The organism is Streptomyces sp. R21 (assembly GCF_041051975.1).
Taxonomy (GTDB): Bacteria; Actinomycetota; Actinomycetes; order Streptomycetales; family Streptomycetaceae; genus Streptomyces.
This window is the reverse complement of record NZ_CP163435.1, coordinates 3834229-3858870: the sequence shown is the minus strand read 5'-3', so window position 1 is coordinate 3858870 and position 24642 is coordinate 3834229. Positions and strand designations below refer to the sequence as shown.

The 24642-nt window shown below is 73.0% G+C and carries 20 protein-coding genes; 17 read left to right on the top strand and 3 right to left on the bottom strand.

What is annotated here, in order from left to right:
* Positions 1 to 17 precede the first annotated feature (17 nt).
* Positions 18 to 413 carry a hypothetical protein gene (locus AB5J56_RS17180; RefSeq protein WP_369233614.1) on the bottom strand — a complete coding sequence of 132 codons (396 nt, stop codon included), beginning with the start codon at positions 411 to 413 and terminating at the stop codon, positions 18 to 20.
* Positions 414 to 564: 151 nt separating this feature from the next.
* Between AB5J56_RS17180 and AB5J56_RS17175 the strand changes: the two genes are divergently transcribed.
* Complete coding sequence (locus AB5J56_RS17175; protein ID WP_369233613.1) at positions 565 to 1158, top strand: ArsR/SmtB family transcription factor; 594 nt, start codon at positions 565 to 567, stop codon at positions 1156 to 1158.
* Between the two features lie 193 nt (positions 1159 to 1351).
* Here the strand turns inward: AB5J56_RS17175 and AB5J56_RS17170 are convergent, their stop codons facing one another.
* Complete coding sequence (locus tag AB5J56_RS17170; protein WP_369233612.1) at positions 1352 to 2701, bottom strand: hydrolytic protein; 1350 nt, start codon at positions 2699 to 2701, stop codon at positions 1352 to 1354.
* A gap of 219 nt (positions 2702 to 2920) precedes the next feature.
* Here AB5J56_RS17170 and AB5J56_RS17165 point away from each other — a divergent pair, with 219 nt between their 5' ends.
* The 4 genes from AB5J56_RS17165 to AB5J56_RS17150 all read left to right on the top strand — a co-directional run bounded on the left by AB5J56_RS17165 (position 2921) and on the right by AB5J56_RS17150 (position 9833).
* Positions 2921 to 3580, top strand: coding sequence for a LuxR C-terminal-related transcriptional regulator (locus AB5J56_RS17165; protein WP_369233611.1), 660 nt, complete (start codon positions 2921 to 2923; stop codon positions 3578 to 3580).
* A 207-nt stretch (positions 3581 to 3787) separates the two neighbouring features.
* Positions 3788 to 7024 carry a hypothetical protein gene (locus tag AB5J56_RS17160; RefSeq protein WP_369233610.1) on the top strand — a complete coding sequence of 1079 codons (3237 nt, stop codon included), beginning with the start codon at positions 3788 to 3790 and terminating at the stop codon, positions 7022 to 7024.
* Positions 7021 to 7725: a DUF4255 domain-containing protein gene (locus AB5J56_RS17155; protein WP_369233609.1), complete on the top strand. Its 705-nt coding sequence runs from the start codon at positions 7021 to 7023 to the stop codon at positions 7723 to 7725. The genes AB5J56_RS17160 and AB5J56_RS17155 overlap by 4 nt, the downstream gene beginning before the upstream one ends.
* Positions 7722 to 9833: an AAA family ATPase gene (locus AB5J56_RS17150; protein WP_369233608.1), complete on the top strand. Its 2112-nt coding sequence runs from the start codon at positions 7722 to 7724 to the stop codon at positions 9831 to 9833. The genes AB5J56_RS17155 and AB5J56_RS17150 overlap by 4 nt, the downstream gene beginning before the upstream one ends.
* A 37-nt stretch (positions 9834 to 9870) precedes the next feature.
* On the opposite strand, the gene AB5J56_RS17145 is transcribed toward AB5J56_RS17150, so the two are convergent.
* Entirely contained in the window at positions 9871 to 11586 is a 1716-nt protein-coding gene (locus AB5J56_RS17145) for a DUF4157 domain-containing protein (RefSeq protein WP_369233607.1), read from the bottom strand.
* A 242-nt stretch (positions 11587 to 11828) separates the two neighbouring features.
* On the opposite strand from AB5J56_RS17145, the gene AB5J56_RS17140 reads away from it, so the two are divergent.
* The 12 genes from AB5J56_RS17140 (at position 11829) to AB5J56_RS17085 (ending at position 24050) form a co-directional block, all read left to right on the top strand.
* Positions 11829 to 13379 (top strand): phage tail sheath family protein, encoded by a 1551-nt coding sequence (locus AB5J56_RS17140; RefSeq protein ID WP_369233606.1) that lies wholly within the window; start codon positions 11829 to 11831, stop codon positions 13377 to 13379.
* A 57-nt stretch (positions 13380 to 13436) separates the two neighbouring features.
* Positions 13437 to 13877, top strand: a complete 441-nt coding sequence (locus AB5J56_RS17135) for a phage tail protein (protein ID WP_020938519.1) — start codon at positions 13437 to 13439, stop codon at positions 13875 to 13877.
* On the top strand, positions 13874 to 14368 hold the full coding sequence (locus AB5J56_RS17130; protein WP_369233605.1) for a hypothetical protein: 495 nt from the start codon (positions 13874 to 13876) through the stop codon (positions 14366 to 14368). Before AB5J56_RS17135 ends, AB5J56_RS17130 begins: the two co-directional genes overlap by 4 nt.
* Positions 14365 to 14523 carry a DUF6760 family protein gene (locus tag AB5J56_RS17125; protein WP_369233604.1) on the top strand — a complete coding sequence of 53 codons (159 nt, stop codon included), beginning with the start codon at positions 14365 to 14367 and terminating at the stop codon, positions 14521 to 14523. Before AB5J56_RS17130 ends, AB5J56_RS17125 begins: the two co-directional genes overlap by 4 nt.
* A gap of 4 nt (positions 14524 to 14527) precedes the next feature.
* Complete coding sequence (locus AB5J56_RS17120) at positions 14528 to 17596, top strand: hypothetical protein (RefSeq protein WP_369233603.1); 3069 nt, start codon at positions 14528 to 14530, stop codon at positions 17594 to 17596.
* Positions 17597 to 17665: 69 nt separating this feature from the next.
* The gene (locus AB5J56_RS17115) at positions 17666 to 18091 is read left to right on the top strand and encodes a phage tail protein (protein WP_369233602.1); all 426 of its coding nucleotides are present in this window, start codon (positions 17666 to 17668) and stop codon (positions 18089 to 18091) included.
* A gap of 70 nt (positions 18092 to 18161) precedes the next feature.
* Positions 18162 to 18884, top strand: coding sequence for a LysM peptidoglycan-binding domain-containing protein (locus tag AB5J56_RS17110; RefSeq protein ID WP_369233601.1), 723 nt, complete (start codon positions 18162 to 18164; stop codon positions 18882 to 18884).
* Positions 18881 to 20713 carry a VgrG-related protein gene (locus tag AB5J56_RS17105; RefSeq protein WP_369233600.1) on the top strand — a complete coding sequence of 611 codons (1833 nt, stop codon included), beginning with the start codon at positions 18881 to 18883 and terminating at the stop codon, positions 20711 to 20713. Before AB5J56_RS17110 ends, AB5J56_RS17105 begins: the two co-directional genes overlap by 4 nt.
* 73 nt (positions 20714 to 20786) lie before the next feature.
* The gene (locus AB5J56_RS17100; protein WP_369233599.1) at positions 20787 to 21104 is read left to right on the top strand and encodes a PAAR domain-containing protein; all 318 of its coding nucleotides are present in this window, start codon (positions 20787 to 20789) and stop codon (positions 21102 to 21104) included.
* Positions 21104 to 21526 (top strand): GPW/gp25 family protein, encoded by a 423-nt coding sequence (locus AB5J56_RS17095; protein WP_369233598.1) that lies wholly within the window; start codon positions 21104 to 21106, stop codon positions 21524 to 21526. Before AB5J56_RS17100 ends, AB5J56_RS17095 begins: the two co-directional genes overlap by 1 nt.
* Positions 21526 to 23490, top strand: coding sequence for a putative baseplate assembly protein (locus tag AB5J56_RS17090; protein ID WP_369233597.1), 1965 nt, complete (start codon positions 21526 to 21528; stop codon positions 23488 to 23490). The genes AB5J56_RS17095 and AB5J56_RS17090 overlap by 1 nt, the downstream gene beginning before the upstream one ends.
* Positions 23487 to 24050, top strand: a complete 564-nt coding sequence (locus tag AB5J56_RS17085) for a phage tail protein (RefSeq protein ID WP_369233596.1) — start codon at positions 23487 to 23489, stop codon at positions 24048 to 24050. Before AB5J56_RS17090 ends, AB5J56_RS17085 begins: the two co-directional genes overlap by 4 nt.
* Positions 24051 to 24642 lie beyond the last annotated feature (592 nt).

The following is a 24642-nucleotide window of genomic DNA, read 5'->3' as shown; positions in this document are numbered from 1 at the left end:
GGCAGCAACTCCTTTGGCTATGAGTGTCCTTCGTGGGAGGCGTGAGCGCGAGAGGGTCGACGATCACCGAGTGCCAGGAACACGCAGGCGCAGGCGAGCGCGGTCTCCGCCACGGCACAGGCGAGGGCCTGGGCGAGGGCGCTGCCCGGCTGCGCCGTCGTTATGTCGAACCAGGCGTCGAGCACGGCGACGGAGGCCGTCGCGGACGCCGTCAGCCGGGCGCGCCCGTCGCCGCGCAGGCCGAGCACGGCGGTCGCGGCGCAGCCCGCGGCCATCAGGACGTCGAGCCCTATCCAGGCCAGCGACCAGTTGCGCACCTCGGTGCTGGCCGGGAGCGTCAGCGCGAGCACGGCCATCCACGGCACGAGCAGCACCGCGGCCGAGCCGAGCAGGATCAGCGTCCACTTCTTCATCGCAGGCCTCCTTTCGGTCCCGTCTCCCGTTCGGTGCCGTGTGTTCCCTCCGGTCCCCATGCCTCCACACTAGAACCGCAGAGGAAATTCTGCAAAGAAAATTCTGCAGAAATCATTCTGGAGAAGGAGACCGGCGGGATACCGTGAGGACATGCCCGCTCCCGACCCGACCGAGCTGACCAGCCTCGAACGCACCGCGCTGTACAAGTCGCTCGGCAACCCGCTGCGCCGCCGCATCCTCGACTACCTCGGCCGGCATGGCGAGGCGAACTCGACCGTGCTCGCGAAGGAGCTGGGCGAGAGCTCCGGCACCACCAGCTACCACCTGCGCAAGCTCGCCGAGCAGCAGCTCATCGCGGAGATCCCCGAGAAGTCCGGCGGCCGTGAGCGCTGGTGGCGGGCGCTGCCCTTCAGTCACACCACGCCCGACCCGGCCACGATGACCCCGGACGAGTACGTCGCCGCGGAGCGGCTCGCACATCTGAAGATCGAGGTGGACACCGAGCTCTACAGGCGCGCGCACCGGGAATACACAGGCCCCGAGGGCTGGGCGCAGGTCTTCCGCTCCGGCACCTGGATGACCAAGGGCGAACTCCTCGACTTCGTACGCGAGTACCAAGCGCTCCTGGACCGGTACGGCCACCCTCGTGAAGCCGCCCCCGAAGGGGCGCGCCCGGTGAACGTGCGCCTTTACGCCGTCCCCGAGTCCGTGGGGGAGCCGGAAGGCGAACCGGCCGGCCCCTGAGGCCTTCGTCCCGGACCTGCTGCTGCCCGACCCCGCGCAACAGAGCAACCCCAGGCCAATGGCCTGGGGTTGCCGGGTGCTGGTTTTCGGACCGAGGTTGTCGGTTTCCGGACGGATCCGATCCGGATGGGCTCGGCTCTTTGCAGATGCTTCCAGCATCGATCAACAATGGCTCGGACGTGGACAGTTCAAATCATTGCTTGGTGCTGCCGAGTGTGCCGCTCACATTCAGGACCTCATGGCAGCCCTTAGCCCGACGGCCGGTGGCCGGGGTGCCCGGTTTGTTGCAGGTCACCTCGATGGAGACGGCGTCGCCCTCGGGGATCTTGATGGGGGTCACCCAGTGGTAGTCCTGGTTGCGGAAGGTCTCCATCGCGATCGTGGTGATCTTGCGGTCGCCGAAGGTGATCGTCAACACCCCTTCGTCGCCCTGGAAGTTGGCGACGACGATGTCCGTGACCCCGAAGACACTGTCCTTGGGCACCGTGTAGCTGCCGGTCTTGGTGTCGCCGCCGGACGTCTGTACGTCGATGGTCTGCGAGCTCTGCTGGCCGGTGCCGGTGCCGGTGCCGCCGCTACCGGCGCCCGAGCCGCCGCCGTCCGCTCCGGCCGACGCGCCCGACCCCTGCGTGCCGGGACTGGCCGAACCGGCACCCGCGCCGGCGCTGTTGCCGTTGCCATTACCGGGAGTCTGCTGTCCGTCGGGCGTGGGCCGCGCCCGCACCGCCTCGTCGGCCGCGTCCTTGGCCGCGCTGCGCACCACCGGTCGGACCAGGGTGAACCAGGCGAGCAGCAGCGCGAGAAGCAGCGCAAGCAGGGCGAGCAGCCACTTGGGGAAGATCGGGATCTGGACGAACTCGGCGTCCAGCGGCGCCCGGACGGCGGTCTCGTACGAACTGGGCTGTTCGTCCCGGTCCCTGTCGTCGGTGGTCTCGACGGTGAATGGCCAGACCATCGGGGAGCCGAACCACACCGGCTTGCCAGTGCGGACACGCAGCCCCACCTCGGCGGACTCGCCGGGCTCCAGTTTCGGCTTTGCCGGGGTGAAGGCGAACGCCAGCTCCTCGCCCGCCTGCCCGGGGGTGAAGCCCACCTGCGCCGGGGTGTTGCCCTGGTTCTGGACAGCCAGCCGGTAGCGGCCGCGCAGCCAGCCGCGCCGACGTCGCGGGGCCAGCTCGGTGCGCAGCTCGCGGAACTCCTCGATGTGCACGGTGGTTTCGAGGACATGCGCCGCATCGGGGTGCTCGGCCGGCAGGACCCGGACGCCGAGCGGTGTTTCGCCTGCCCGGATCTCCGGGGAGCGCGGCGGCTCCAGACGGAGCGTCACCGTTTCGGAGGTGCCGGGGTAGAGCGAGACCCGTGCGGGTTCGACGGTGGTCCAGGAGGCGCAGTCGCCGACGACCTCCAGGTTGTACGCCTCGACGATGTCGCTGTCGTTGCGGATGGTCAGTGTGGTCGTGGCGGTGTCACCCGGCGCCACCGTCACGGCCGGGATGTCGAGGCCGGGGGCACCGGGACCGGAAGAGGCTGCGGAAGGCGTCACGCCACCACCGTAGGAACGCGACCGGTGAAGCGACGAGGAACGCGAGGGCAAGTTCCGGGCAGTCGCGATGCCCCGACAGTCACAGCCAACTCCCTTGTGACCCTGGGCAGTTAATGTTCCTCGCCGCCTTCCTCGCCGCCTCCCGTGCGCCGCCCCCCCCGTGGTCGGTACGCCTCATCTGCCAGCGTCCATGAACTCACTGAAACGAGTGAACCCCCCATGTTCAGTGCACAGGAGAAGAGCCCGCCCGGTACGCGGGACCGGGTGTCCGTGGCCATGTACGCCGCCGATCCGGTCCTGCGTGTCGGCGTCGTCCACCAGTTACGCCAGCGTCCCGAGGTCGAGCTGCTCGCCGACGCCGACGCGGAGCTGGCCCAGGTGTCGCTGGTGGTCGTGGACACCGTGGACGACGATGTGGCCGCCCTGCTTGACCGGCTGCGGCTCAACACCGCCACCCGCACGGGCCTCGTGGTCGGCACCCTCGGGGCAGGCACGCTGCAACGCGTCATCGAGTGCGGCGTCGCGGCGGTGCTGCGGCGCTCCGAGGCGGACCAGGACCAACTCCTGCACCTCGTCCGGGCGATAGCCGACGGGGAGGGCGTGCTCCCCGGCGACCTGCTCGGCAAGCTGCTCACCCATGTGAGCAGCCTCCAGCGCTCGGCGCTCGACCCGCGGGGCCTGTCCCTGTCCACGCTGACCACGCGCGAGGCGGACATGCTGCGCCTGGTGTCGGAGGGCCTGGACACCGCGGAGATCGCCCGCAAGACCTCGTACTCGGAACGGACCGTCAAGAACGTCCTGCACGAGATCACCACCCGTCTCCAACTCCGCAACCGCGCCCACGCGGTGGGCTACGCGCTGCGCAACGGACTGATCTGACAACGTTGTTGACGCCCGGCCCGGAGAAGGACTCCGACGGCGGCGTGGACGCCGACCGGGAAACAGGCGCTGCCCGAAAACACACCGCTCGCTTCCCCCGGGTGCGGCCCCGCCGCCCTGCCGTGCCGCGCGCGGCCGGTGCACGGTGGCGGAGGCAGTCCGGATGGGCACATCGGGATGCCGCACCGGACTGTGAAGGGGACCGCGATGGGAACGGCTGACCCCGGCGGGCGTTACCGCCTGGGGAGACTCGGAACGTCGTTGCTGCTGATCCCGCTGCTCGGGGTGACGGCGGCCTCCGGGCCGGGCAGCGCCGGTGCCGCCGGTGCCGCTCCCCGGGTGGCGGACGCCGCGCAGACCCGTGTCGCGTACGCGGGCACCAGGCACCGCAGCCTCGGCACGGTCGCCTCCACCACCTCCAGCACACCGCTGTTCGGTGCGGGACCGGCCCACTCCGACATCCAGCCGTCCGCCCTCGGCGACCAGATGGTCTTCGCGAGCCGCCGCGACGAGAAGAAGCCACAGGTCTACCTGCGGTCCGCGGACGGTTCGGTACGACGGCTGACCAGCGGCAGGGACGTGGCGCACCCCCGGCTGACGCCGGACGGCCAGGCCGTGGTGTTCGACTCGGCCGAACCCGGCGGCACGGACGGGGGGAAGCAGCGCGACCTGTGGCTGGTGCGCACCGACGGCACCGGCCTGACGCGGCTCACCGACAGCCCCGCCGACGAGGAGGGCCCGACGGTCTCCCCCGACGGGCAGCGCCTGGCGTACAGCGGCGACAGTGATGTGCTGGTCGGCGCGCAGATCTACGTACGGCCCCTGAACGGTGGCACCGCCACCCGGATCACCTCTCCCGCGAACGGCACGGCCTCCGAGCCGGCGTGGAACCCGGTGAACGACGACGTGAACCGGGACTGGATCGCGTACACCGCCACGACCACCGAGAACGGGCAGTCCGTGCCCCGGCTGCGGATCACCAACGGGACCAGTGACGAGGCGCTGTTCGCGGGCAATTACGCGGGGTGGCGTGCCCACGGGGCATCATGGTTGCCCGACGGGGATCAGTTGGTGTTCCTGAGCCCTGAGATCACCTGTACGTGCGAGGGCGACTACGACCACGTGTTCAAGTCGACTGCGCACGCGGACACAGAGCCCGGGCTGGTGCTCAACGAGAACCGGGAGGTCCTTTCACCCACCTGGCTGGGACCGGCGGGCGGCGGCGGCGTGGTGGTGGAGCGCACCACGGCGGCCAACCCGCACGTGGTGACGTTACAGGACATCCGCATGGACGGGTCCGACCCCCGCGACCTGGGGCTGACGATCCTCAACGAGGATCCGGCCGCCGACACCAACACCGATCCCACCAAGGACCCGCTGTTCCAGCCCGCCGCCGGTGACGACCCGTGGACCGAGCGGCAGAACTACACGCCCGACGGCCGCCGGATCGTCGTCACGCGCTTCGAGACCAACGCCGATAACCAGCGGATCGAGCGGATCTGGATCGCGGACGCCGACGGCTCCAACGCGCAGCCCATGCCTCTCGCGGGACGCGGCGCGACCGACTGGGACACCGACCCGACGTTCTCCCCGGACGGCAAGTACCTCGCCTTCACCCGGACCTCGCCGGGCGGCGTCGGAGATGCCGCGGGCCCCAGCCGCATCCTTGTCGCGGACGCGGCCACCGGCGCGATCACCGGTCGGATCACACCGCCGGCCGGGCAGCAGCAGGGCGAGGACGCCCAGCCCGCCTGGTCCTCCGACGGCACCACCCTGGCCTTCACCCGCAATGAGGTGATCGACGGGAACGGCGGCAACAAACACATCTGGACCGTGCCCGTGAACCAACTGGACCAGCAGCGCGACCTGAGCGCCACGATCTGCCCGGGCAACTGCCAGGTCATCGACGACAGTCCGGCGTTCTCCCCGGACGGGCTCAGTGTCGCCTTCAACCGCAAGAACGGCGGCGGCGCCGTCGACGAGCGCAACGGCATCCTTCTCACGTCCCTGTCGGGCGACGACTGCAAGGTGCTGCTGCCCACCGCCGCGCGCAACGTCCCCGGCGCCTGCGAGGCGCAACTGCCGGAGGCCACCGGCCCGTTCCAGCCACGGGACGCCGCCTGGACGGCCGACGGCAAGGGACTGGTGATCAGCGCTCGCCCCGACCGCGCGGTCAACAGCCCCGAGGAACTGAAGCTTCTGGACATCGCGTCCGGCGACCTCACCCATTTCACGGCCGAACTCCCGGGCCGGCAGAAGGAACCCAGTGTCCAGCAGTCCGTGGACCTCGCGGTGAACGCCCCCGGCACCGTCCCGGCGGTCACCGTCGGCAAGACCACCACGGTCCGGGTCGGCGTGGTGAACAACGGCCCCGCCGCCTCTCCCGGCACCAAGCTGACCATCGCGCCGCCGCCCGGCGTGCAGATCACCGGTCTGACCTATCCCGGGGGCACCTGCGACGCCGCCTCCCTCCAGTGCGACGTCGGCGTGGTCCAGCCCGGCACCACCGTGCCGGTGACCGTCACCGTCACCGGGGTCACGCCCGGCGACGCGCCGATCGACTGGTCCGTCACCGGCACCGTCCTGGATCCGCAGCCCAGCGACAACACGGGCCGCACCGTGGTGCCGGTCGACGAGGCCACGCCCCCGACGACTCCGCCCCCGACCCCAACGCCCACCCCGACCCCTACGCCCACCCCGCCCCCTACCACCCCCACCCCGACCCCGACGCCGACCCCCACCCCGAAGCCCACCCCCACCCCCACTCCCACCGCGCCCTCGGACCCGGGTGAGCCCGACGCCGGGCCCGGGCTCCGCCTCACCGCCCAGCCGAACCCCGGCTATGTCGGCGGGCGCGTCGTGGTGACGTACACCGTGCGCAACGGCCGCAACGCGCTGGCGACCGGGCTGCGGCTGCGCATCGGCCTGCCCAAGGGCATCCCGAACAACGGGCCGCCGGACGGCTGCGACAGGTCCTGGGTGTGCGCGCTGCCGGACCTGGACCAGGGCGCGAGCACCGTCGTGCGGGTCGTCCTCAGCCCCAAGAAGGCCCTGACCGCCCACGTCACCGGCAAGCTCACCACCACCGGGACGGACGCAGACAAGAACGACAACAGCGCCCGGAAGCGGCTGCGCATCCTCCAGCCGCGCATCATCGCGGTGCCGGCGATCGGCAGGCCCGGCTTCGTCACCTCGGTGCGCGGCAAGGACTTCCCGCCGGGCGTGCCGGTGCGGTTCACCTGGAAGCCGGGGATCACCGCGGCGGCGGCGCCCACCGTCCCCCTGCCGAACGGCACCTTCATCGGCCAGCTGCTCATCCTCGCCAAGGATCAGACCGGGCCTCGGATCATCACCGCCAAGGGCCCCGGGTTCTCCCCGGTGACGACCGACTTCCTGGTGGTCAACGGCAGCGTGCAGCCGCCGGACGAGGTGACCCGCCGGTGATCCACGAGGTCGACGAGGGGCTGCGCCGCCTGCTCGACGAGTCCGGCCTGGAGGCGTCGGGCGTCGAGGTCGCCTTCGACGCCCCCACCCGGGACTGGTCCGCGCGCCGCAGCGCCCCGACGGTCTGCGTCTTCCTGTACGACATCCGGGAGGACGCCGTCCGGCGGGGCAGCGGCGCCGGAGAGGTGTACGACGAGGACGGCCACCTCGTGGCGCGGCGCAGCCCGCCGCGCTGGTTCGACCTGACGTACCTGGTCACGGCATGGGCGAGCCGCCCGCAGGACGAGCACCGGCTGCTGTCGCAGGTGCTCGCCACGCTGGTGGCCACCGACACGCTGCCCGCGCGGCTGCTCACCGGCACGCTCGCCGAACTCGGCCTGACCGTGGGTCTGGACACCGCCGGAACCGGTTCTGACGCACCGGCCGCCTCCGACGTGTGGTCGGCCATGGGCGGCGAAATGAAGGCCTCCCTCTCGCTCCGGGTACGGGCGCCGCTCGCCGGTGTCACCAAGGCCGCCGCACCACCGGTCACCGAAGGCCTCGTCGTGCGCGCCACCTCCCGCAGCGAGGACGCGGGGCCGGGACGCCGGCTGCGCTACACGGAGACGAGCGACCCGGGCCCGGACGGCGGCTACGCCGGCCCGCGTGAACGCCCGTCCGCACCCGCCCGGCGCCGCCGCAGGGGGGACCGCCAGCCGTGACGCACACTGCCGAGGCGGTCGCTGCCGAAGAGCCTGTCGCCGACGATGACGTGGACCACCTGTGGGTACGGCTCCGGTCGGTCGAGGAGCGGGTGCGGCACGCCGTGGCCGTCCGGCGCGCCGCCGATCCCGACCCCGACGACCCGTACCGAGGCCAGTACCTCACCCCCGAGGCCGTCGCCCGCATCCTCGACGAGCCGGGCGGCCTCGGTATACCCCCTCACGAACCCCCGCACCCCCTGGCCGACTCCGTCCTGGGAGGTCTCGCCGCGCGGTTCGGCCTGTCCTCGCTGGACCTGGACCTGCTGCTGGTCGTGGTGGCGCCCGATCTGGACGCACGGTTCGAACGGCTCTACGGCTACCTCAACGACGACCTGACGCGTCGGCGGCCCACGGTCGGGCTCGCCCTGGAGCTGTGCGGGCTGGCCCCGGCGGCGTCCGCCCGGTTCCGGCTGGCCCCCGAAGCGCCGCTGGTCGCGGGTGGTCTGGTGGAGGTCGCCGAGCCCGAACGGCCGCCACTGTCCCGGGTGTTGGTGGTTCCCGACCGGGTCACGGCGTACCTCCTTCAGAGCACGCACCCCGACGCCCGGCTCGCCGGGGTGCTCGGCGAGGCCCGAGAGGACCCGACCGCCGAGGCGGCGGAGGTCCGCCGGGCGGCGGCCGCCGCCCGGACCGGCACCGGCCTCGTCCACCTGCGCAGCCGGGGCGGCGACGCCGAGGGGCTGGCCGTCGAGGCCCTGCGCGCCGCCGGGCTGCGCCCGCTCGTGCTGAACGCGGCGGCGCTCGCCCGGCGCCCCGGTGACGTACCGGCGCTCGCCCGGGTGGCCGCGCTGGAAGCCCGTCTGACCGGTGCCGGAGTTGTTCTCGGCCCCCTGGAAGCGCTTCCCGGGGAACCCGCCGAACGGGCCCGCACGCTGGGGGCGTTGTGCGCGGCGCTGCGCGGGGTCCCCCTGCTCCTGCACGGCACCCTCAGCTGGGATCCGCTGTGGGCGGCCGACACCCCCGTGGTCCTGACCGTGCCGGCGCCCACCCCCGAACGGCAGGCCGCGCGCTGGCGGCACGCCCTCGACCGGGCCGCCGGTGACGGCACCGGCAACGGCTCCGGGGGGAGCGCAGACGCAGAGGCGCTCGCCCAGGCGGTCGCCGCGCACCGCCTGGACTCCGGGCAGCTGCGCCGCGCCGCCGACGTGGCGGTGCGTACGGCCGCCCTCGCGGGCCGACCGGTCCGCCCCGATGACCTGCGCGCCGCCGTACGGGCCCAGAACGGCGCGGGACTCGACCGGCTCGCCCGCCGGGTGGAGCCCGGAGTCGGCTGGGACGACCTCGTGCTGCCGCCGACCACTCACCGGCGGCTGCGGGAACTCGCGCTGCGCGCCCGCCACCGTGAGCAGGTGCTCGGGCAGTGGGGGATGCGGCCCGGCGGCGGCCGGGGACGCGGTGTGATCGCGCTGTTCGCCGGTGAGTCGGGCACCGGCAAGACCATGTCCGCCGAGGTCGTCGCGGCGGACCTGGGCATGGACCTGTACGTGGTGGACCTGTCCACGGTCGTCGACAAGTACGTGGGCGAGACCGAGAAGAACCTGGAGCGGATCTTCACCGAGGCGTCCGCGGTCAACGCGGTGCTGCTCTTCGACGAGGCCGACGCGATCTTCGGCAAGCGCTCGGCGGTGAAGGACGCGCACGACCGGCACGCCAACATCGAGTCGGCGTACCTGCTCCAGCGCATGGAGTCGTTCGACGGGATCGCGGTGCTGACCACCAACCTGCGGGCCAACCTGGACGAGGCGTTCACCCGCCGCCTGGACGTGGTGGCGGACTTCCCGGTGCCCGACGACGGCCAGCGCCTCGCCCTGTGGGAACGCTGCCTGGGCGAACGGCTGCCCCGCGCCGACGACCTGGACCTCGCCTTCTGTGCCGACCGCTTCGAACTGGCCGGCGGCTCGATCCGGGCGTGCGCGGTGACCGCGGCCTACCTCGCGGCCGAGTCCGGCGCACCCCTCACCATGCGGCAGGTGGTGACGGCGGTCGCCCAGGAGTACCGCAAGCTCGGACGCCTGGTCCTGGAGAGCGAGTTCGGGCCCTACCTGGCGGAGGCCACCGGCGCCTGAGCCCGCACCGGCGGCCGAGCGGGCCGCCGGTCAGGAGTCAGGAGCCGGTGGACATCCGGTCGTCGTAGTCCTCGTCGGAGCTGGTGCCCTGCGAGCCGTACTGGATGGTGGCGAACGGCTGTCCGGGCGACGGGAGTTGGGAGCCGTCGGACATCTCGACGTCGGACTCGCTGCTGGAACTCGAACTCATGTCGCTGTCGGGTGCGGGAGCCGGGACGTCGTCCAGGGTGTAGGTCGCGGTGGGACCGGTGCCGTTCCTGGTCACCCAGCCCGCGGTGATGTACGAGGTGATCAGCTTGTCCCGGCGCTCCTTGGGGAAGTCGCTGCGGGTCATGCCCTGCCGGTGGGCGGCGGAGGTGCTGGCACCGGGGTTCTGGCCCTGGGCGGCGCTCTCCTCGTAGTCCTCGTAGGCGAGGAAGGTGGCCTTGTCCTCGGACAGCGCCGCCAGGGCGAAGTTCTGCATCTGGTCCTCGGTCAGCGTCGTGACGCCGTTCAGCGCGTCCTTCGCCTCCGTGTAGTACTGCGCCGCGTCGCTCGGGTCCCGGCCCACCCTCATCAGGTCGTTGGAGTCGGGTTCGTTCTGCCACGTCCGGTAGGAGACGTTGTCGAGGAAGATGTCGATGCTGACCGGAATCATCACCCGGTGGTGACTGCCCCGCCCTGTCGCGTAGTTCACCTCGAATCGGAGGTTGCCCTGGGCCACCCCCGTCAGCGCCTGCTCGATCCGGCGCCACATGCCGGTGCCCTGGTTCAGGGACCACTGGGGGACGATGTTCTGTGTGACATCGGTTCCGCCCACCTCCAGTCCCATGACGTGGCCGCGGTCGAAGCCCGCCCCGCCGAACAGGTCCTTCCACACCTGCGCCTCGGTGGGTGCCCCCTTCTTGCCCATCTTGTCCTTGTAGGCCGTGTGGAGCTTCTTGACCGCGATAGGGTTCGGCGCCGCCGCCCGGCCGGCCGTGCCCGTCGGGTTGATGGGGCCGGTCACCTCCTGGGGGCGCTGGATGGGCAGGTCCCGCGCGGCCTCTGCGGTCGGCTTGCTGGGGTTGTAGTGCGTCACGACCGCGTTCTCCAGCGTGGTGGTGCTGGCCCGCTGCACCATGTCCGCGCCCGCCGCGCCCGCCGCCCCTGCCGTCCCGTCCGGCCCCGCCGCCGGCCTGCGCTGCACGTCCGGCACCGGCCCGGACATGACCCGGCGTGCGTTGGCCTCGGCGGCTCGTTCGAACGTGTCGGACGGATCGGAGACCTTGAGCCCGTCGCCGTGGTCGGTGCCCGAGACCGGGCCCTGACGCTGCTGGACGACGTGCGTGAGTTCGTGGGCGAGGGTGTGCTTGTCGCGCCCGCCGTCCCCGATCACCACATGGCTGCCGGAGGTGTACGCGCGGGCTCCGATGGCGCGGGCCGAGCGGGCCGCGGCGGCGCCCGTGTGCAGCCGTACGTCGGAGAAGTCGGCGCCGATCCGGGTTTCCATCTCCTGGCGCACCGGCCCGGGCAGCGGCTTTCCGCCCGATCCCAGCACCTCGCCGACACCGGTGTCGGCCCGTTCCGGGGCGGGCGCGGTGCGGGCCCGGCGGGCGATCATGCCGGCCGCGGCGGCGTTGCCCGCGCTCCGCTGCACGGCACCGAGCGCGGCGGCGGTGAGCGGGGGCGGCAGGGCGGCACCGCCCCCGGAGGTCTCCCGTCGGGCGGCGGCCTGACCTCGCGCCGGCTGCCGGGCCTCGGCGCCCTCGGTGCGCTGCCTGGACGTCTGCATCCTGCTGCCTCCTCGTCACGCCTGCCGCTGCCCCCAGTGGACCGGACGGGCCGAGGGGGCGTCCAGGTCCGCGCGGGCAGTACGAGGGCAACGGCGGGTGGCGTCCGGACGGCAGGTGCGGGGAGTCCGGAAAGGCAGGGGTCCTGCCCCCGTTCAGGTCCGTACGTCCCTGCCGCCCGGCGCAGCCGCCGCGCAGACTCGCCCTGGACACAGGTGACCCGCAAGGACGTGAAGGAGCAAGCATGCCGACGTACCTCACCCCGGGCGTGTACGTGGAGGAGGTGCAGTCCGGTGCCCGACCGATCGAGGGGGTCGGCACCGCCGTCGCCGCGTTCGTGGGGTTCGCCGAGCGCGGGCCGTTCCACACGCCGACGCTCGTCACCAGCTGGGACCAGTACAGCCAGACGTTCGGCGGTTTCACCGAGGGCACCTACCTTGCCCACTCTGTCTACGGCTACTTCTCCAACGGCGGCGGCGCCGCGTACGTGGTGCGCATCGGCGGCTCCGCCGAGGCCGGGGCCGCCTCCGGCCCAACCACCAACGGTGCCCGGCAGGCGAAGCCGGCGGAGCTCGGCGGCTTCCTGCTCGCGGCCAGGCCCGGCGTGTCCGGCGTGTCGGTGGAGATCACCGACGTGGACGGCGAGAACCCGCCGGAGGACCGCTTCAAGCTCCTGGTCCGGCAGGGCGAGCAGGTGGCGGAGACGTACGAGGCCTCCACCCGCAAGAACGTCAAGGGCTATCTGGTCACCCAGGCCCGCGCCTCCAAGCTGATCGAGGTCACCGAGCAGCGGGGCGCCACCCAGAGCAAGCCCGCCGCCCAGACCGTGGCGCTCGCCGACGCCCCGGGCGCGCCCGCCGCGAACGGCTCCGGCGAAGTGGTCCGTCTCGACCCCGCCGAGTACGTCGGTGACGCCGCGGCCCGCACCGGGTTCGCCGGCCTGGAGACCATCGACGAGATCACCATGGTCGCGGTGCCGGACCTGATGAGCGCCCACCAGCGCGGCGACATCGACGCCGAGGGCGTACGCACCGTGCAGCTCGCCGTCATCTCGCACTGCGAGCAGATGGGCGACCGGGTGGCCGTCCTGGACACCCCGCCCGGGCTCTCCGCCCAGCAGGTGCGCACCTGGCGCAACGACGAGGCGGGCTACGACTCCCGCTACGCCACCCTCTACTACCCGTGGGTGCGGGTCTTCGACCCGGCCTCGGGTCACAACACCACCGTTCCGCCGAGCGGTCACATCGCCGGTGTGTGGGCGCGCAGCGACGCCGAGCGCGGCGTGCACAAGGCGCCCGCCAACGAGGTGATCCGCGGCGCGGTGGACCTGGAGGTCCGGCTCAGCAAGGGCGAGCAGGACCTGCTGAACCCGATCGGCGTGAACTGCGTACGGGCCTTCCCCGGCCGGGGCATCCGGATCTGGGGCGCCCGCACCCTCTCCTCCGACCCGGCCTGGCGTTACCTGAACGTGCGCCGTCTGTTCAACTACCTTGAAGAATCCATCCTGTTGGGCACCCAGTGGGTGGTCTTCGAGCCGAACGACGACCGGCTGTGGTCCAGCATCCGGCGCAATGTCACCGCGTTCCTCACCGAGGAGTGGCGCCGCGGAGCGCTGTTCGGCCGCACCGCCGAAGAGGCGTTCTACGTGAAGTGCGACCGCGACAACAACCCGCAGGAATCCATCGACCAGGGCCGGGTCGTCTGTGAGATCGGCGTCTCGCCGGTCAAGCCCGCGGAGTTCGTGGTGTTCCGGCTGGCCCAGTTCTCCGACACCACCAGCCTCATCGACGAGTGACCACGGGTCAGTAAAGAAGCAGAGAAACAGACCCGTAAGGAAAGGTGACAGACAGTCATGGCAACGGGCGATGCTCTATCCACCCACGTCTTCGGCGTGCAACTCGGTGGTTACCTGGTCGAGTCGATCCAGGAGATCAGCGGGCTGACCGTCGAGGAGGAGGTCGTCGAGGTCAAGCAGGTCAGCGCCGAGGGCAAGCAGATCATCCGCAAGCAGCCCGGCGCCCGGCAGGCCGGTGAGATCACGATCACCCGGGGCCTGGACCAGAGCAGCGAGTTCACCAAGTGGATCAAGGAGACCCTGAACAACGGGGCCGTCAACACCGCGCGGCAGAACCTCACCATCGAGATCAAGGACACCGAGGGCAACACGGTCCGCCGCATCCAGCTGATGCAGGGCTGGGCCTCCAAGTGGGAGGGCCCCTCCCTGAAGGCGGGCGAGTCCGCCCCGGCCACCGAGTCCGTCACGATCACGTTCGAGGAGATCGTCGTCGAATGAGGCGCCGTACGGTCACCGCGGGCAACCTGGACGAGATCCTCCAGGCGACCGCGCCCACCCAGGTGCCGGAGCAGGCGGCGGCCACCCCGGCCGCCGCCCCGCCCCGCCGGGAGGACCACGGGCTGCGCACCGAGTTCGAGTTCGAGCTGCCGCGCGGGTACGTGGACGACGAGGGCACCGTGCACCGGCACGGCTCGATGCGGCTGGCCACCGCCCGGGACGAACTCCGGCCCCAGATCGACCTGCGCGTCAAGGAGAACCCGGCGTACCTGAGCGTGGTGCTGCTGAGCCAGGTGATCACCCGGATCGGTGCCATCACCGATGTGCACGCCGGGGTCGTGGAGCGGATGTACGCCACCGACGTCGCGTTCCTCCAGGACTTCTACCGCCGGGTCAACAGTGAGGGCCACACCCGCGCCGCCGTGACCTGCCCGCACTGCGAGGGTGGCTTCGAGGTCGACCTCTCGGGTGGGCGCCTGGGGGAATCGTGACGTACGCCCTTCCCCGGCTCCGGGAGGAGATCGCGTACATCGCCTACCACTTCCACTGGCAGCGCGAGGAGATCCTCGACCTCACCCATGGCGAACGCCGGGAATGGGTCGCCGAGATCGCCCGTATCAACACCCGCGTGAACGAAGGCGGTTGAGCGCATGGCATGGCGGGACAGGTTGCGCCGCCGGGCCACCGCGTCGGACGCCGCACCCCGCGGGCGTACGGAGCGCGCCGACGCCGCGGCGAACGGTCCGTCCGGCGACGGCCCGGACCGGGGCACGTCCGGCGACGGTTCCGGCCGCGCGGTGCCCGGCGGCCGGGGTCCCTCCGTGCCCGGTGACTGGGACGGCGGCTGGCGTCGCACCGCACCGCCGCAGCTCACCGTGGCGCGCGCCCCGCTCGGCGTGAGCGACGGGCTCGTCTTCCGGGCGGGCCTCGCCGCCTGGCAGAACCCGTCGTTCGACTCCGGTCTCGGCCACGCGGTGCTGTCCGCCGCCCCGACCGGTCTGGTGCGCGGCGTCGCCCGCCCGGCCACCCCGCAGGCCACCCGTGCCGGCGGGGGTCCACTGCTGCTCCGGGCGCTGCGCCCGGAGGGGGTGGGCGGCGAGGCGGACGGTGCGCCGGACGCCGGGAACCCGACGCCCGTCGCCGCGCAGCCTGTCCGCAGCGGCTCCGACGGCACCGGAGCGGCCCGAGCGGCGGACGCGCGCTCCGGGGACAACAACGTTGCGGGCAAGGGGAGTTCGGACGGCTCCGCACAATCCCGTGGCCTCACGTCCGCTGATTCCCCCGCCACGCTCTCCCCGTCGTCCGTGCCCGTCCAACGAGCCGCGCGTCCTGGCACCGAGCCGGTCGTGACACCCGCCGACACTGGCCGCCGGACGCCCGCCGCTGCGGCGATTCCTCTGGTACGACGTGTGTCCGTGCTCCCGGTCGCAGATGCAACCGCAGGCGGGGGCGTGACCCGGCCGGCGTCGGCGGCACTGTCCGCTCCCGAGGGCCGTACACCTTCCGGCCCGGCCGCCGTCCAGCGCACCGCGGCACAGCCCGCTCCGGACGGCGGACCGGCGGAGGCATCCCGCCCCGCCGTCCGGCCCCTCCCGGTGGGGCCTTCCCTGACTGCCGCCCGGGGTACGGCCGGCCCGGTGCGCCGCGTCCGCGCCCTGCGGCCCGCCGCCACTCCGGCATCCGACATCGGCACCGCCGCCCCCGTTCAGCGCGCCGCCACGGGCGAGTCAAGCCGCGCGCCCCTCGGCGCCCCCGCGGGTGAACTGCCCTCCACCGCCGCACCGTTGGCGGAGGACACCCGGGCCCCGCACGCCGCATCCGGCCCGGAGCTTCCGGTCGTCCAGCGTCAGGCTGAGGGTTCGGAGGTGCTCGGTGGTCCGGGTGCGCCGCTGTCGGCGAGTGCGGGCCCGGCCGACGCGGCCACTCCCGCTCCTACCCCCGCTCCCACCCCTGCGCCGGGTCCGACGCCCGGTCCGACGCTGCCCGTCGTCCAACGCCAGGCGGACGACACGGCCGACCCCCCGCCCCCGCCCCCGCCCTCGCACGCAAGCGGTGCGCGGGGGACCGCGGACGGCGCCCGCGTGCGCGGCGGCCTGGGCGCACCGTTGTCCGCGCTGCCGCTCAGCGCCGAGTTGTCCGGCGCCACCGCATCCACCACCCCCGCTCCCACCCCCGCGTCCGGTCCGACGCCCGGTCCGACGCTGCCCGTCGTCCAACGCCAGGCGGCCGACACAGCCGACACAGCCGACACAGCCGGCACACCGCGCCCGCATGACGTCGGCGGCGCGAAGAGAACGGCCCACGGCGCCCCGGGCGGCGCCCGTGTACGCGGTGGTCTGGGAGCACCGCTGTCCGGACTGCCGCCGAGTGCCGATGTGCCCGGTGTCAGCTCTTCGGGCACCGCTGCCGCCCCGGACGTCCAGCGAGCCCCAACGCATCAGGACCGGAAGTCCCCGGCAACTCCTTTGCCGCCCACGACGGTCGGCGACCGGACGCCTACCGCGGCGGCTCCCACGGACGCGCCGCTGCTGGGGACGGCCGACGTCCAGCGCCGTCTCGCGGACGACTCCTCCGCCGGGGGCGCAACGGACCACGGAACCGGGCCCGCCACGCCACTGGTGACGCCGTCCGCGCCCACGGCACCCCCGGCTGCCGTAAGCCCGGACGGCCCGGCAGGAGACGTACGACCGGCCGCTGCGAGGTTCGCCGGTCAAGCGTCATCCGGCGGGCACCGGCCCCCACATCCCACCTCTCCGCCCCCGGTCGTCGTCGCCCATGCCGTGGCCGGGGCGACCGGGGGCGCCCAGCCGCACAACGCGCCGCCGCTCACCGTCACCCGCCCGGCAGTGCCCTCCGCCACGGCGGCACCCCGCACCCTCCAACTGCTTCCGGCACGCCCGCTCGTGCTGAGCACCCGGGCCTCGGCAGGCGCGGCACCGCCCGCCGCCGCCCGCTCCGGCGGCCGTCCCGTAGTGGCGGCGCGCTGGCCGGGCGTACCGGCCGCCCCGCAGAGCGACCTCGCGCGTCCGACGCCGGGCCGGTCCCCGGTCGACCCGGCAATGCCGCGCGGCGGGCGGACCGTGGCCGCGCCGCCCGCCGCGCCGCCCGCCGGGCGGGACGACTCGGGCGTACGAGGGGCTGGTGCGGCCGGCTCCCCGGGCGTCGTCCAGCGTGTCCCGGTCGTCCGGCCCGCACCGCCGGGACAGGGACCGGTCGGCGCGGCCTCCGTGGTCCCGGCCCGGTCCCTGCCGGTCACCGCCCCGCAGGCGCCGCCGCTCGCGAACCGCCCGGCGAACGCCCCGGCACCGGCGCAGCCCGTCCCCGTGGTCCTTCCGGTGACCGGCGGGAGAGATCGGAACGCGACCCCGGTGCAGCGCGACATCTCCGACACCACCGGTGCGGGCCTGCTCATGGGTGCGACGACGAAGGCCGCGCCGAAGGACGGCGGTTCGCGGTCGTCCGCCATGTCGTCCTCCGCCGGCCTGCTGATGGGCGACCGGACGAGGACAGCCCCGGCGCACGGCGGTTCGCAGTCGTCCTCCACGTCGTCCGCCTCCGGCAGGACGACGAACCGGCGCGCCGAGACGACACCGAAGGACCCCGGCATCGACCTGGACGACCTCGCGCGCCGCCTGCTCGACCCGATGGCCCGGCTGCTCCGCACCGAGCTGCGGCGCGGCCGGGAACGCACGGGCCGCCCCTACGACGGACGCCGCTGAGGGTGTGGAACGTGAGCACAAGGAATGTGAGCGCCAAGAACGTGAGCGCAAGGAACGGATGACGGACGCATGACCGACAACATCTTCGCCACGAGCGTGTTCTTCCGGCTCGCCATCGGCGGCAACGACCTGGGCGCCTTCCACACCTGCTCGGGTATGGGCGCCGAGGTCGAGATGGAGAGCTACGCCGAGGGCGGCAACAACGGCTTCACCTGGCAACTGCCCGGCCGCGTCACCTGGTCGAACATCACCCTCACCCGGCCGGTCACCGCCGACACGGCGAAGATCGCCCGCTGGCTCGACCAGACGCTGAAGCGGGTGGAGCCCAAGGACGGCGAGATCGTGGCGCTGAAACCGGACCTGACCCGGATCATCAGCTGGCAGGTGTCCGGGATCGTTCCGGTGCGCTGGCAGGGGCCCTCCTTCGACCCGGCCAACTCGCAGGCGGCGGTGGAGACCCTGGAGATCGCCCACCAGGGACTGCGCCCGTCCTGACCCACCGTCACCCGCTGCTCCCACCCGCCCCCGCGCTCCACGCCCACGCCCCCGGAAAGGAGGTCCCGACATGTCCCCAGCGCTCCGCTCCAGTCGGACCAGGGCCCAGCTGACCCTGAAGGAGCCTCCGGCCTCGGTCGGGGCGAAGCCCGGCGCGACGATCACGCAGCTCAACCTCCAGTTCAACCCCTCCACGCTGCAGTTGAGCAAGACCACCGAGTGGCGGCGCACCCCGTCCCGGATGGCGGGGCAGTCGGCGCTGCCCGAGTTCGTCGGCAGCGGCCCGCGCACGCTGAGCCTCGAGGTGTTCCTGGATGCCACCGCCACCCACAGCGACTCCGTGGAGCGGGCGGTGGAGAAGCTGATGAAGGGGTGCGTGCCGACCAAGGCCAGCCTGGCCCGCAAGAAGCCGGCCAGCCCGTGGGTGCGGTTCGAGTGGGGCAGCGCGCGGACGACCTCGTTCGACGGGGTGCTCTCCAGCCTGTCGGTGTCGTACACGCTGTTCGACGTGGACGGCAAGCCGCTGCGGGCCACCTGCGCGCTGTCCATCGAGGAAGCGAGCGTCGACCCGCCGGGCCAGAACCCGACGTCCGGCGCGCGCACCGCCCACAGCACGCACATCGTCGTGGCGGGCGACAGCCTGGCCCTGCTGGCCTGGCGGGAGTACGGCGACGCGACGGCCTGGCGGGCCATCGCGGAGGCGAACGGCATAGACGACCCCATGGCGCTCGTACCCGGCACCGAACTGGTGGTGCCGGGGCTGCGTGACGCGGGTGCTGAGGAGGAGCGGTGACCACACCCGGGGCACGGGGCGGCCGGTTGTTCGCGGCCGACCCCGTCGTGGAGGCGCCCGGCGAACTTCCGCCGAACTGGGCCGCCCAGATGGTGAGCTGCGTGGTGGACGAGAACGTGGGCCTGCCCGACGCGGCGGTGCTCACCTTCCGCGACCCCGACCACGAGTTCCTGCAGAAGACCGGCATCACCATCGGCACCCCGCTCAAGGTGTCGGTGGTCACCGTGTCCGGGCAGGCGCGCGAGCGGCTGTTCAACGGCGAGGTGACGGCCATGGAGCTGGACCGGGACAGCACGGGTTCGTTCACCGTGGTGCGCGCCTACTCCAAGGCGCACCGTCTCCAGCGGGGGCGGAAGGTGGTGGCGTACCGGAACATGACGGCGTCGGCGATCGTCCGCAAGGTCGCCGCCGGGGCCGGGCTGACCTGCGGGACCGTGCAGGCCGCGCCGGTCACCTACAAGCAGCTCTCGCAGGCGAACGTGTCCGACTGGGACTTCCTGCAGTTCCTGGCGGGCGAGAGCGGCGCGCTGGTGCGCGTCGACGACAAGGGCGTGCTCCAGTTCACCAAGCCCGAGAAGGCGTCCGGCGCGCCCGCCCCTTCGACCTCGGCCACGCGGAACCCGATGGTGCTGGAGTACGGGGAGAACCTGCTGGCGATACGGGCCTCCCTGTCGGCCGCGGACGGGGCCTCGCAGGTGGAGGTGCGCGGCTGGGACGTCACCACCAAGAAGCCGCTGGTGGCCCGCAAGCCGTCGGTGAACAGCGACACGGTGGTGCCGGGCCTGAGCCCGGCGCTCGCCGCCGCCCGGTTCGGCAAGTCGGCGAAGCTGACCGTCACGGACACCCCGTACCGCACCCAGGCCGAGACGACCGCGGTCGCCGACGCCGTGGCCGGTCAAGTAAGCGCCGGGTTCGGCGAGTTGGAGGTGCTGGCCGAGGGCAACCCGCGGCTGCGGGCGGGCAAGCCCGTGGCGCTCGGCAACGTCGGGCAGGCGTTCTCCGGCAAGTACACGGCGACGGCGGTGCAGCACGTCCTGGAGCCGCACGGCGGGTACCGGACGACGGTGTGGGTCGGTGCCAGCCCGGACCGCTCTCTGACGGGCCTGGCGACCGGGGCGGGCGCGCCCGGCCGCGACCCGCGCATGCCGGGGCTGGCGATCGGCGTGGTGACGGACGTACGCGAGCCGGGCGGCGCCCAGAGCGGTGGGGTGCGGCTGAAGTTTCCCTGGCTGGACGACACGTACGTCACCGACTGGGTGCGCACCGTGCAGTGGGGCGGCAAGGGCGGCGGGGGAGTGGTGAGTCCGGAGGTCAACGACGAGGTCCTGGTGGGCTTCGAACAGGGCCTGCTGGACAGCCCGTACGTCATCGGAGGGCTCTACAACGGCGTGGACAAGCCGTCGCCGCACGACATCCCGCTGATCGACAAGACCACCGGGAAGGTCAACCGCCGTTCCTTCGTGTCGCGTTCGGGACACCGGGTCGAGCTGCTCGACGCGCGGGCTCCGGGCCGGTCCGGCGTCCGGCTCATGTCCGCCGACGAGCGCCTCGAAGTGTTCCTCGACAGCCGGCGGGACCGTATCGAGCTGACGGTGTACGCCGCGAAGGGCGGGACGAAACCCCTCTCCTCCGTCCTCCTCGACAAGAAGGGCATCACCCTGGACGCACGACAGGGCAACGTGAGCGTGTCGGGCCGGAATGTGGACATCAACGGCAGGGTCGGGGTGAAGATCGGCGGCCGCACCGTGAGCGTCAACGGCACGTCGAACGTCACCGTCGACGGCGGTCTGCTCGGCATCCTCAAGGCCAAGCTCATCCGAATCAACTGATCGCCGAGTCCTGCCCCTTGACCGCTGTCCGCCGCCTTCCTCCCACCCCCTGACGTTCCCGAAGGAGCACCGCATGCCAGCCGCAGCCCGTACCGGTGACCCCACCAGCCACGGCGGTGTCATCGCCACCCCGCCGCCCGGCGCGGCTCTGAAGGTGGCGAGCGTACTGATCGGCGGCCGCCCCGCCGCCGTCGTGGGCAGCGTGCACACCTGTGCCATGCCCCCGCACCTGGCCCTGGGACCGGGCAACGTGATCATGCCCAACCCGGCCGCGGTCACCGCGGGCGTGGTCCTCGTCGGCGGGCTGCCGGCCGCACGCGCGCGCGACCAGACGACGTGCGGTGCGCAGATCGTGACCGGTGCCATGAACGTCCTGATCGGGGGCGTGTGATGAGCGAACGGTTCATCGGGCGCGGCTGGGCGTTCCCGCTGCGGGTCGGGCCGACCGGCGGCATCGGCATGGTCGAACGGGAGCAGGAGATCGAGGAGGCGATCCGCCTGGTGCTCGGCACGGCACCCGGCGAGCGCCCGATGCGCCCCGAGTTCGGCTGCGGCATCCACGACTACGTCTTCGCCCCCGGCGACGGCGCCACCGCCGGACGTATCGGGCAGCAGGTGCGCGAGGCCCTGGAACGGTGGGAGCCGCGCATCGCCGTGGACGACGTGGTGGTCGCCTTCGACGCGATCGAGGACGGCACCCTCTACATCGACGTGCACTACACCCTGCGTTCCACCAACGACCGGCGCAACCTGGTCTTTCCCTTCTACACGATCCCCTCCGAGGAGGGGATCGAGGAACTGGTCACCGACTGATGGCCCTGCCCTCCCCCAACCTGGACGACCGCCGGTTCCAGCAACTCGTCGACGAGGCGAAGCGGTACGTGCAGCAGCGCGCCCCGGAGTGGACCGACCACAACGTGTCCGACCCGGGCGTCACCCTGATCGAGACGTTCGCCTATCTCGTGGACCAGCTGCTGTACCGGCTGAACCGGGTCCCGGACAAGAACTACACCGCGTTCCTCGACCTGTTGGACATCCGCCTGTTCCCGCCGGCCGCGGCCGGCGCCGAGGTCGACTTCTGGCTGTCGGCGCCGCAGCCCGACACGGTGGCGCTGCCCGCGGGCACCGAGGTGACGACCGCGCGCGGCGAGAGCGACGAGCCCGTGGTGTTCGCGACCACGGACGAACTGCGCATCGTGCCCAGCGAGTTGACGCGTCTGGTGACCGCGCCCCGGACCGGCGAGCAGACCGACCGGACCAGGGAGGTCACCGAGGGCGGCGACGTGCCGTGCTTCCAGGCGACACCGGAGCCGGGCGACGCGCTGCTGTTCGGCCTGCCGACGGCGGTGCCGCGGTGCGTCGTCGCGGTGCACCTGGACAGCCGTGTCGAGGGCGTCGGCGTGGACCCACGCCAGCCCCCGCTCGTGTGGGAGGCGTGGGACGGCGGTGGCTGGCGGGTGTGCGAGACGGGCGAGGACACCACCGGCGGCCTGAACCGGCCCGGTGAGGTCATCGTGTACGTACCGGCCGGACACACGGCGTCGGTGATCGGCGGCACCCGGGCCGGCTGGCTGCGCTGCCGCGTCACCGAGGCGGAGCCGGGCCAGCCGTTCTACTCGGAGTCCCCGACGGTGCGCGAGGCGGCGGTGTTCACCGTGGGCGGCACCATGTCCGTGGAGCACGCCGAGACCGTGACCGACGTACCGCTCGGCACCTCGGAGGGCGTCGCGGGCCAGACGTTCCGGCTCGGCCGCCCGCCCGTCCTCCTCGACGGCGAGCCTCCCGTGGTCGAGGTGTCCTCGGCCGAGGGATGGCAACGCTGGGAGGTGGTCGAGCACTTCGGCCGCTCCGGGCCCGACGACCGGCACGTCCGCGTGGACGCCACCCATGGCGAGTTCGGCTTCCCGCCGGTACTGCGTGAGCCCGACGGCACGCTGCGCCAGTGCGGCGCCGTACCGCCCAAGGGCGCCCAGATCCGGGTGACCCGCTACCGCACCGGCGGCGGCCCGGCGGGCAACGTCGCGCGCGGCGCGATCTCCGTGCTGCTCAGCTCCGTTCCGTACGTCGCCCAGGTCACCAACCGGGAGGCGGCGCGCGGCGGCGTCGCCGGCGAGACCCTCGACAACGCCAAGCTGCGGGCACCGGACGCGCTGCGGATGCAGGAGCGCGCGGTGACCGCCGAGGACTACGAGGTCATCGGCCGCCAGGCGGCGCCCTCGGTGCGCCGGGTGCGCTGTCTGCCCGCCGCGGAGGGCGGCGCGGGCGCGGTGCGGGTCCTGGTGGTGCCGGACGCGGTGGCCGACGAGGGCGACGACCGGCTCCGCTTCGAGCAGCTGATCCCTTCCGACCAGGTGCTCCAGGCGATCACCGCGAGCCTCGACGAGCGACGCCTGATCGGCACCCGCCTCGTCGTCGAGCCGCCGGTCTACCAGGGCGTCACCGTGGTGGCCCGGCTCGCGGCGGCGCCGGGCGACACCGACCGGGTGCGCGACGCGGCGCTCGCCGCGCTGTTCCGGCACCTCAACCCGCTGCACGGCGGCCCGGACGGCACCGGATGGCCGTTCGGGCGGCCGGTGCAGTACGGGGAGGTGTTCGGCGTGCTGCAACGCGCCACCGGCAACGCGCTGATCGAGGAGATCCGGCTGTTCCCCGCCGACCCGATCACAGGGCGGCGCGGCGCTCCGGCGGACCGCGTCGACGTGGCCGCGGGCGCGCTGGTCTTCTCCCACCAGCACCAGGTGGTCGTCACGGCCGTCGAGCCGGAGGCGCGGCGATGAGCCGGGCCGCCGTGGCCGGACTGCCGAGCCGCTACCCGATCGGCGGGCAACTGCCCGCCCTGTACGCCGACGACGACTTCGCGCAGCGTTTCACCGCGGGCCTCGACACGGTCCTGGCCCCGGTGTTCGCGACCCTCGATAACCTGCCCGCCTACCTCGACCCCCGGGTGGCCCCGACGGACTTCCTGGCCTGGCTGGCGTCGTGGGTGGGTGCCCACGACGACCCGCAGTGGCCCGTGGAGCTGCGCCGCGAGGCGGTCGTCCGCGCGGTGGAACTGCACCGGTGGCGCGGCACCGGGCGCGGCCTGGTCGAGGCCCTGCACCTCGCACTCGGCGTGCACGCCGAGGTGACGAACGAGGGCGGCTCGCGGTGGTCGAGCACCGCGGGCACCGACCTGCCGCCCGAGCCCCTGGGCGAACCGCTGGTCCGGGTGTGGCCGGACCGCGAGGCTCCGGTGGACGTGCACCGGGTCCGCGAGATCGTCCGGGCCATGTGCCCGGTGCACACCGGCTGCCGGGTGGAGGTCCTGCCCGGCCCACCCGCCGACGAAGGGAGGTGACGCCATGCGCGCATGTCCCGCGTGCGGGGCGTCCAACAGCGCCGGGGACGACTTCTGCGGCAACTGCGGCGCGTATCTGGGCTGGTCGGACGATCCGTCAGCCACGAGCACGCCTTCGGTCACGTCCCCGGAACCGGAGCTGTCGCAGGCGCCTGCGCCACCGGAACCGAGCACACCCGCGCAGCCCCCGGCCGCCCCCGAGGCACCTCCGGCCGACGCGCCGCCCCGCACCAACGAAGGCCGAGAAGCTCCCCCCGCCACGCCACCCGGGCCCACATCACCCGCGCCGACGGCGTCATCCGGGTCCGCAACCGCCGTACCCCGTACGGCAGATGGACCCGGGACCGTCTCACCCGTTACGCCGACACGGCTCCCGGCCGCCCCCGAGGCACCGGCACCCATCGTGGCCGTACGCCCCGCGAAGCCGCAGGCCTCGCGTCCCGCGGTACGGCCCGCGGCCGTGGCGGAGGAAGCGGCGGGGAGACCCTGTCCCTCCTGCGGCACGCCGAATCAGCCGGAGCGCCGGTTCTGCCGGCGCTGTGCGACTCCGCTGAAGCCCACCGCGAAGGCCGCCCCGCTGCCTTGGTGGCGG

What these genes read in the sequence shown, in the direction of transcription:
- AB5J56_RS17180 (WP_369233614.1), bottom strand. Translation starts at nt 413, where the DNA reads ATGAAGAAGTGGACGCTGATCCTGCTCGGCTCGGCCGCGGTGCTGCTC.
- AB5J56_RS17175 (WP_369233613.1), top strand. Translation starts at nt 565, where the DNA reads ATGCCCGCTCCCGACCCGACCGAGCTGACCAGCCTCGAACGCACCGCG.
- AB5J56_RS17165 (WP_369233611.1), top strand. Translation starts at nt 2,921, where the DNA reads ATGTTCAGTGCACAGGAGAAGAGCCCGCCCGGTACGCGGGACCGGGTG.
- AB5J56_RS17160 (WP_369233610.1), top strand. Translation starts at nt 3,788, where the DNA reads ATGGGAACGGCTGACCCCGGCGGGCGTTACCGCCTGGGGAGACTCGGA.
- AB5J56_RS17145 (WP_369233607.1), bottom strand. Translation starts at nt 11,586, where the DNA reads ATGCAGACGTCCAGGCAGCGCACCGAGGGCGCCGAGGCCCGGCAGCCG.
- AB5J56_RS17140 (WP_369233606.1), top strand. Translation starts at nt 11,829, where the DNA reads ATGCCGACGTACCTCACCCCGGGCGTGTACGTGGAGGAGGTGCAGTCC.
- AB5J56_RS17135 (WP_020938519.1), top strand. Translation starts at nt 13,437, where the DNA reads ATGGCAACGGGCGATGCTCTATCCACCCACGTCTTCGGCGTGCAACTC.
- AB5J56_RS17130 (WP_369233605.1), top strand. Translation starts at nt 13,874, where the DNA reads ATGAGGCGCCGTACGGTCACCGCGGGCAACCTGGACGAGATCCTCCAG.
- AB5J56_RS17120 (WP_369233603.1), top strand. Translation starts at nt 14,528, where the DNA reads ATGGCATGGCGGGACAGGTTGCGCCGCCGGGCCACCGCGTCGGACGCC.
- AB5J56_RS17115 (WP_369233602.1), top strand. Translation starts at nt 17,666, where the DNA reads ATGACCGACAACATCTTCGCCACGAGCGTGTTCTTCCGGCTCGCCATC.
- AB5J56_RS17110 (WP_369233601.1), top strand. Translation starts at nt 18,162, where the DNA reads ATGTCCCCAGCGCTCCGCTCCAGTCGGACCAGGGCCCAGCTGACCCTG.
- AB5J56_RS17100 (WP_369233599.1), top strand. Translation starts at nt 20,787, where the DNA reads ATGCCAGCCGCAGCCCGTACCGGTGACCCCACCAGCCACGGCGGTGTC.
- AB5J56_RS17095 (WP_369233598.1), top strand. Translation starts at nt 21,104, where the DNA reads ATGAGCGAACGGTTCATCGGGCGCGGCTGGGCGTTCCCGCTGCGGGTC.
- AB5J56_RS17090 (WP_369233597.1), top strand. Translation starts at nt 21,526, where the DNA reads ATGGCCCTGCCCTCCCCCAACCTGGACGACCGCCGGTTCCAGCAACTC.
- AB5J56_RS17085 (WP_369233596.1), top strand. Translation starts at nt 23,487, where the DNA reads ATGAGCCGGGCCGCCGTGGCCGGACTGCCGAGCCGCTACCCGATCGGC.